7 protein-coding genes and 1 pseudogene are annotated in these 7,697 nt (G+C 57.0%); 3 read left to right on the top strand and 5 right to left on the bottom strand.

Annotated features, from left to right (window positions below):
- The 5 genes and pseudogenes from SJY08_RS22900 to traI all read right to left on the bottom strand — a co-directional run.
- Positions 1 to 1,220, bottom strand: a pseudogene (locus tag SJY08_RS22900) (conjugal transfer protein TrbE); the annotation flags it as partial.
- A gap of 9 nt (positions 1,221 to 1,229) precedes the next feature.
- On the bottom strand, positions 1,230 to 1,514 hold the full coding sequence (locus SJY08_RS22895; protein WP_113426515.1) for a conjugal transfer protein TrbD: 285 nt from the start codon (positions 1,512 to 1,514) through the stop codon (positions 1,230 to 1,232).
- Complete coding sequence (locus tag SJY08_RS22890; protein WP_097143212.1) at positions 1,511 to 1,888, bottom strand: TrbC/VirB2 family protein; 378 nt, start codon at positions 1,886 to 1,888, stop codon at positions 1,511 to 1,513. Before SJY08_RS22890 ends, SJY08_RS22895 begins: the two co-directional genes overlap by 4 nt.
- Positions 1,878 to 2,849: a P-type conjugative transfer ATPase TrbB gene (trbB, locus tag SJY08_RS22885; protein ID WP_377278990.1), complete on the bottom strand. Its 972-nt coding sequence runs from the start codon at positions 2,847 to 2,849 to the stop codon at positions 1,878 to 1,880. The genes SJY08_RS22890 and trbB overlap by 11 nt, the downstream gene beginning before the upstream one ends.
- 2 nt (positions 2,850 to 2,851) lie before the next feature.
- Positions 2,852 to 3,478 (bottom strand): acyl-homoserine-lactone synthase TraI, encoded by a 627-nt coding sequence (gene traI, locus SJY08_RS22880; protein ID WP_377278988.1) that lies wholly within the window; start codon positions 3,476 to 3,478, stop codon positions 2,852 to 2,854.
- A gap of 372 nt (positions 3,479 to 3,850) precedes the next feature.
- Between traI and repA the strand changes: the two genes are divergently transcribed.
- The 3 genes from repA to repC all read left to right on the top strand — a co-directional run bounded on the left by repA (position 3,851) and on the right by repC (position 7,564).
- On the top strand, positions 3,851 to 5,059 hold the full coding sequence (gene repA, locus SJY08_RS22875; protein ID WP_064334277.1) for a plasmid partitioning protein RepA: 1,209 nt from the start codon (positions 3,851 to 3,853) through the stop codon (positions 5,057 to 5,059).
- 92 nt (positions 5,060 to 5,151) lie between these two features.
- Positions 5,152 to 6,174 (top strand): plasmid partitioning protein RepB, encoded by a 1,023-nt coding sequence (gene repB, locus SJY08_RS22870; RefSeq protein ID WP_377278985.1) that lies wholly within the window; start codon positions 5,152 to 5,154, stop codon positions 6,172 to 6,174.
- 151 nt (positions 6,175 to 6,325) lie between these two features.
- The gene (gene repC, locus SJY08_RS22865) at positions 6,326 to 7,564 is read left to right on the top strand and encodes a plasmid replication protein RepC (protein WP_377278983.1); all 1,239 of its coding nucleotides are present in this window, start codon (positions 6,326 to 6,328) and stop codon (positions 7,562 to 7,564) included.
- Positions 7,565 to 7,697: the final 133 nt, after the last annotated feature.

Below are 7,697 nucleotides of genomic sequence, written 5' to 3'. Positions count from 1 at the left end.
CTCGTGTTGATCAGCGGCTCACGGATATTGGCGTACCAGTTCCCCGGCAGGCTCCCGAGAAACGCATCTGTCGCGTTCAGGGTCTCGACACGTGCTCCGAACCCCTCGGCCTGGACCAGCCGGCGGATAGCCTCCGCCTTTTCCTGCAGGGCGTCGCGGTCTTCATCAAACAGGATCACGACCGGTGTATAGTAGCCGTATGCAACCAGCTGGGACGAAGCCTGAGCGATGGCGTCTTCGGTCTCGGCGACCATGGTCATGGCATCCTGATCGGCCGATCTGCTCTGCGTCTGGAAAAGCTGATCGAAGAATGGGCGAACCTTCTGCTGCCATTTCTTCCGCGTGCGTTCGAGCTTCTGGCGTGCCTCTTCCGCATCAAGGAAGATGAAGCGCGACGACCAGCGGTAGGTAAGCGGCATCAAGTCGAGATTGTTGAGGATGCCGGGCCAGCTCTCGGCAGGCAGGCCATCTATGGCGACAACCGCGAGGAACCGGTTCTCTACCTTTGGCGTCAGGCCGTGCTCCAGCTCAGCCGTTGCCAGCCAGTCGAGATACATCGGGACTTCCGGCAGCCGGACCGGATGGCTCTCCCCCGTGATACAAAAACGAACGAACTGCAGGAGGTCGTCATAGCGCGCGACCCGCTCCCCTCCCCTCTCGCGAACTTCGCGGGTCTGCATGCGGGCGATCGACAGGGTGTTGGCCAGATACTGTTCGATTTCCCGGATCGCGTTTCGAAACACTGATAGCACTGTGTCTGCATAGGATTTCTTCCGGCTCTCCTCGTCCGAGTAGATGTATTTGGCTAACGCGGTCTTCTTCGACTCGAGCGGCCGGTAGGTGAGAATGATCGCATGCTTGCTCTCGAAATGCCCCTGCTCACGCCTGAAGTGGGCTCTCCGCTCCAAATCGATCGCGCGAGTGACAGGATCGGGAAAATGGCACTGGTCAGGCGTGGGGTAGTCGACCGTTGGCACTCGGATGGCCTCGACCTGGATCATCCACCCGGTCCCGAGACGCGACAGGATCGCATTGATCTGCCGAGAAAGCTCGTTGCGTTCGAGGTCGGTGGCGCTTTCGGAGTCCGGACCCGCGAAATACCAGCCAGCCATCAGGCTGCCGTCCTTCAGAAGCAGGACGCCGTTGTCGACCAGGCCGGCATAGGGAACCAGATCAGCGAACGAGGGACCTGTTGCGCGGAAATGTTTGAGGGCAGCCATTGGACAGCTCTAGTACTTGCGCCACGGCGCGGCCGTCGGCCGGTAGTGGGATTTGTAGGAAATGTGACGGGCATAGACCTGCCGCATCAGCGGGTCAGACTTGGCCATCATTCGAAGTAGTCCGACGATGACGATCCAGACGGCCACGCCAAAGAGCGCCGAATAGACCGTCAGCACCACGAAGATTAGGATCACGGCCGCAAGCCCGGTGATCAGCACCAGCTCACGGTCGGCACCCATCAGGAGGTTTGGTCGAGACAGTGCGCGATGAATGCGATTGCGGCGGAGGCTCACGTAGCCCCCTCCCCCGCTCTGTCCAAAATGACCTGCGTGACCTGCTCTTTCGGTAGGCCGATTGACGCACCGGTGGCGCCGAAGAGGCCGACGATCGTCGTGGCACCAAGCAAGATTCCGGCGACCAGGACGACATAGACCAGTCTGCGAGCGAAGTCGTTGAGCTCGCCACCGAAAATCAGCATACCTCCGGCGATAGCGACTGCGGCGAGTGCGATATACCCCGCAACCGGACCAGTGATGGACTCCTGGATCTGCTCAAGCGGTCCTTCCCAGGGAAGGCTTCCGCCTGAACTGGCGAAAGTCGGTGATGCAACGGCGATCGCTGCGATAGCGATAGCCGCAATGGTTGGGGCTGACTTCTCAAGCTGCATCGCGGCTGTCCTCGGCATAAGCTTCAGTTAGGTACTGCCCCCCGGCAAAGCGGGTCACATGAAGGATCTCATTGACCCGGCGTCCTTTGGCCGTTCGTTCGATCGAAATGATAAGATCGACCGCATCTCCGATGACTGCCTGCATCGGTTGATGACTGGCCTCGGCCGTCAGCTGCTCAAGGCGTTGCAGCGCTGATCGTGCGCTGTTTGCATGGATTGTTGCGACCCCGCCGGGGTGTCCCGTGTTCCAGGCCTTGAGCATAGTCAGTGCTGCGCCGTCGCGAACCTCGCCGACGATGATCCGATCTGGTCTCAAGCGCATCGTGCTTTTCAAGAGACGCGACATATCGACGGCGTCGCTGGTGTGCAGGCTGACTGCGTTGTGCGCGGCACATTGAATCTCAGCGGTGTCTTCCAAAATGACCAAGCGGTCATCGGGGGAACTTGCAACGATCTCGGCGATGATCGCGTTTGTCAGCGTGGTCTTGCCGGAACCCGTGCCGCCGGCAACCAGGATGTTGAGCTTCGAAGCAATTGCGCTTCGAATGACGTCGGCATGCTTCGCGGTCATCACCTTACTGGACACATAGTCGTCGAGCGGTATGAGGCGCGACGCACGACGGCGGATGGTGAACGACGGGCCTGAAACGACGGGAGGCAGTAGTCCTTCAAAGCGATGCCCGCCGATTGGCAGTTCGCCTGAAACGATCGGGCGATCATCATCGACCTCGGAGTTGAGAACATGAGCGACGCTGCCGATGACGGTTTCTGCCGCAGACCGTGTCATCTCTCCTGCTGCGGCGATCCCGTGACCAAGCCTTTCGATGAACAGCCGACCGTCAGGATTTAGCATGATCTCAACGACACCAGGGTCTTCGAGAGCTATGCAAACATGGTCTCCCAGCGCGTTCTCCAGTTTGCTGACGAGGCGGGGAAGTGAGCGGTTTTGTGTGCCGAGCATGATCAGGCCGCTTCCTTTTTGAGGGTTGAGAAGTTTGATGAATAGGTGCCGGGGCGAAGGCGATCGAAGCTCACCCAATCTGCTGGAAGCCTTCCGGCGATACTTCGCGTCTCATTGATTTGAATGGGTGAGCCTAGGCGCTTGAGCGGCCAGCCGGCGCGACGAAGGATACGCTCCAACCGGACGTCCGTTGCTGTGAGGATCTCGGAGTAACCATTAAGTATGCTCCACTCGACGATACCGGCGAACATCGCGAGCGTCGCAGTGTGAAGGCCCGACTGCTGTTGCCTTCCAGCGGCTTCGGTATCCACACAAAATCTAGAACTTTCGATCATGCGGGCATGAACTCGCAGATGAGCCGATTCTAGAAGCTGCGGAAATACCCTCTTCAACATCGTGCTGCTCGTGGCGGGCAGGAGCCGCGCACAGCCAATCACAGCATCGGAACGGTCAATGCATAGGATGTACGTCGGCTTTAGCTCATCGAAGCTGTCTATCTCGAGGCCGGATGTGCAACGGACGTTCCAGGCCAGTCTGCCGCAGAAGATGCGGGCGCGAAGACGGTGCATGTCGTGAATGAGGCGGTGTTCTGCTTCGGTCTCTGGATTACTGATCCCAACGATGCGCATCGGGCAAATCTCCCCTCCTCTGACGGTGCGAGGAGCTTTGCCGGGGCATCCAGCTTTGATCTACTGCCAAAAGTGTCAGCTGCTGATTCTAGCTCAGTCGGCTGCGAACCTATCGTTTCGCGTTCGGCGGGATGCCTCAGTGACTAACAAAAGTGTTAGTAAGACGCTCTGACCGCGAAGTCGCAGAATCCGCTAAGCTATTGGTCGCAAAGCGGAATGGCTGAGCCGAACGATCTGCGTGTGAGCTCCCTCCTGAGCTGTTAAGGTTTTGTTAACCCTATTTCTCTTGCAGACCAACGGGAATCGTGACTTATCCTTGAGACGGAAATAGCGCGTCTGACGCTAAAAAACCGTCTGAGGATAGAGGCAAAAGTGAACGTGATCGATCGCAACATCGGAAAACCATCAACTTCAGCCAACATTACTCAGCGCGCTGAAGCGCTTTCAGCGAGGCTCCGAGCCGTAGGAGAGCGCGCATTCCCACCAACGGCACAGAAGTCCCTGCGATCATTTACCTCCGGGGAAGTTGCAGAGATTGTTGGCGTGTCTGACGGCTATCTTCGACAGCTGTCGATTGACGGGTTGGGGCCAACACCGGATTTGGGTAACGGCGGGCGCCGATCTTACTCTCTTGAACAGATCAATGAACTCAGGCGCTATCTCGCCACTGCCCGGCCCAAGGAAGCTGTAAGATTCTTCCCGCAGCGGCGCAGCGGTGAAAAGTTGCAGGTGATCACGGTCGCAAACTTCAAGGGTGGGTCAGCCAAAACGACTACTTCTGTCTACCTCGCACAGGGGCTCGCTCTTCAGGGTTACCGGGTTCTCGCGATCGACTTGGATCCGCAGGCATCCCTCTCAGCGATGTTTGGTTATCAGCCAGAGTTTGACGTCGCCGAGAACACCACCTTGTACGGTGCCATCCGGTACGATGAAGAACGAGTACTCATGAAGGACGTGGTCCGTCCGACCTATTTCACAGGGATTAGCATTGTGCCCGGCAACCTGGAACTGATGGAGTTCGAGCATCAGACTCCAAGATTCATGCTGCAGAATAGGGGGAAAGCGGAGGATCTCTTCTTCCGTCGCGTGGCAGGGGCTATCGCTCAGGTGGAGGACGACTTTGACGTTGTCGTCGTCGATTGCCCACCGCAATTGGGTTTCCTTACCATGGGCGCCTTGAATGCCGCCACTGGCATGATCGTCACCGTGCATCCCCAGATGGTTGATGTCGCCTCCATGAGTCAGTTCTTGTTGATGACCTCCGACCTGGTCTCCGTGATCGAGGAAGCCGGTGGTCGCCTAGATTACGACTTCCTTCGCTTCCTGGTCACGCGGCATGATCCTCGCGACGTTCCAGAGCAAGAAATTGTTGGTTTGATGCGAGACGTATTTGGTGCCGACGTGATGTCTGCGACCGCATGGAAGTCGACTGCCATTGCCAATGCTGGGCTTACAAAACAGTCGCTCTACGAGCTGACTAGAGGTGCGGTCGGGCGGTCCACTTATGATCGAGCCATGGAGTCAATCAACGCAGTAAACGAAGAAGTCGTTGGGCTCCTGAACCAGGTATGGCAGCGGTAAATCTAGTTCGACTCATTATTTTTCAACGACTTAAGCTGTTGTCAGCTGACTACAGAAGACGGCGTCTGGATTGATGGCCCCGAGAGGATAAGATGAGTAAACGCACACAATCGATCCGATCTCTTTTCGCAGCGGAATCTGGCTCCGCTTCCGCAGAGGGTCTCAGGCCTCCTGTTGAGCGGGTCGCATCCGGAGCAGTTCGCTCATTGAAGGATACATTCTCCGAGGTCGAAAGGGACTACGAAGAGCTGAAGCGTCAGGTTTCAAGCGGCGCGGTTCCTGTCGAGCTTGATACCGAATTGCTCGACCCCTCCCCTTTTGCTGACAGATTCGCTGACCAGGATCTGGCGGCCGTCGAGGCGCTGAAAACGTCTTTTCAGGAGCATGGTCAGGAAATCCCGATCCTTGTCCGAGTTCATCCAACCTCTCCCGGTCGTTATCAAATTGCCTATGGCCATCGGCGAGCAAAAGCGGCCTCGGATCTTGGTCTCAAAGTTAAAGCCTACGTCCGGGAGCTGGACGATGATCGGCTCATTGTTGCACAAGGCGTCGAGAATTCAGCCCGTGAAGATCTGACATTCATTGAACGTGCAACGTTTGCTTTAAGGCTTGAAGACGGAGGTTTCCAACGGACTCTAATTCAGACAGCACTCTCTGTTGACCGCCAGGAAGCCTCGAAGCTTGTAACGGTGGCCCGGGCCGTTCCGCAGTGGATAGTCACGGCGATCGGTCGAGCTCCAAAGATTGGTCGTCCAAGATGGCAGGAGCTGGCCGAACAGTTGAAGGAAACAGGTGCGGAAACAAAAATCCGAAAAGCCATCGAGCACGCCACTTTTCGGCATAAGGACAGCGATGAGCGATTTGCGGTCGTCCTTCGTGCCGCGAAGGCGAAGAATGAGACCAGCTCGGCGCCGACAAATCGCACATTGGTCGCGAAACTCTCCGATGGCACTGAGATCGCAAGACTGGCCGTTTCTGGCAAATCTTGCAAAATTCAGATTGATCGAGCTCGTGATGAAACCTTCGCATCATTCGTGATGCAGCAGATTCCGGAACTGTACGTAAGTTTCAAAGACCAAACTCAATCTTCGAGCAAAGAGACTGAAGGGAAATAGCAAAAGAAAAAGGCCCCCAAACGTCGCCGTCATGGAAGCCTCTCTCATTGGTCTAAGCAGCCTGAGAATCGCATTTTCATGAATCGCAGTCAAGAGTCATTGGCGCCGTTTTGGTGATCCGTCTTCTTTTGCCTAAATTGAGGCGAAAAAGATGCAAAGTGGAAATGTAACGACGCCTTTTGGGCGGCGGCCGGCGGTACTTGCTCTCGTAAAGAGGCAGCTCCAGACGTCCGAGACGGAACCAAATCGCCCGGTCGAAAAATGGAAGGTGTTTCGCGATGCCTGTGAGGCCCGTGAACGCCTTGGCCTGCAGGACAGGGCGCTGACTGTGTTGGACGCATTGCTGACGTTTTATCCGGAAAACGAGCTTAACTGCGATAACGGATTGGTGGTCTTCCCTTCGAACGCCCAGCTTTCTGTCAGAGCACACGGCATCACTGGAACGACCTTGCGGCGCCATTTGGCTGCCCTGGTCGAAGCCGGGCTCATCCAGCGCAAGGATAGTCCGAACGGCAAGCGCTACGCTCACCGGGACAAGGGTGGCGATATCGAGCAAGCCTTTGGGTTCGATCTTTCTCCGCTTTTGGCTCGTGCTGCGGAACTTGCAATCCTGGCACAGGAAGTCGCTGCCGAACGCCTGCAGTTCAGGCGAGCCAAAGAGGCACTGACTATCTGCCGGCGTGACGTGCGCAAGCTAATTTCCGCCGCTATGGAGGAGGGGGCTGACGGCAACTGGGAAGCTATCGAAGACATGTATGTCGGCATTGTCAGCCGACTTCCCCGCAATCCTGACCGTCACCAGGTGGAGGCAATTCTAGACGAGATGCAGCTTCTGCGCGCCGAAATCCTCAACCTTCTGGAAAATCAGCTGAATTCTCAAAATATGGATGGCAATGCTATCCAAAACGGATGCCACATACAGAATTCAAAACCCGAATCCATCTATGAACTTGAACCTAGCTCTGGAAAAGAGCAGGGCGGGGCCGTCGAGCTGGAAGTAGCACCCAAAGCGGTTGCTCAGCCGTTGGCAAAGCCGGAACAGATGAAGGCGTTCCCGCTGTCGATGGTCCTGAAAGCCTGCCCGCAGATTTTGGACTACGGGCCTGGCGGGACGATCTCCCATTGGCGCGAGCTGATGGCGGCCGCGGTGGTGGTTCGATCAATGCTTGGCGTCAGCCCGTCGGCGTACCAGGAAGCTTGCGAGGTGATGGGGCCGGAGAACGCGGCAGTCGCTGTGGCAGCGATTCTGGAGAGGGCAGGGCATATCAACTCGGCAGGTGGATATCTCCGCGATCTCACGCGCCGAGCGAGGGTAGGGGAGTTCGGGCTAGGACCAATGCTGATGTCGCTGATGCGTGCAAATGCGAACAGCGATCGGAAAACGGGGTGAGGTGTCGTGCCGACGCACCAGGTTGTGGTGCTCGATCGGATAAACATCGGCGTGAGCCCTCGCGCATAGGTCTGAATTGTAGCCGGTGCATAGAAGGCTTTGAACCGCACCGGGTTTGCCGGAGGCTCCAACT

This window comes from Rhizobium sp. R86522 (assembly GCF_042466255.1).
Taxonomy (GTDB): Bacteria; Pseudomonadota; Alphaproteobacteria; order Rhizobiales; family Rhizobiaceae; genus Allorhizobium.
Note: the sequence above shows the minus strand (reverse complement) of the source record. Positions and strands in the feature narration are given on the sequence as shown.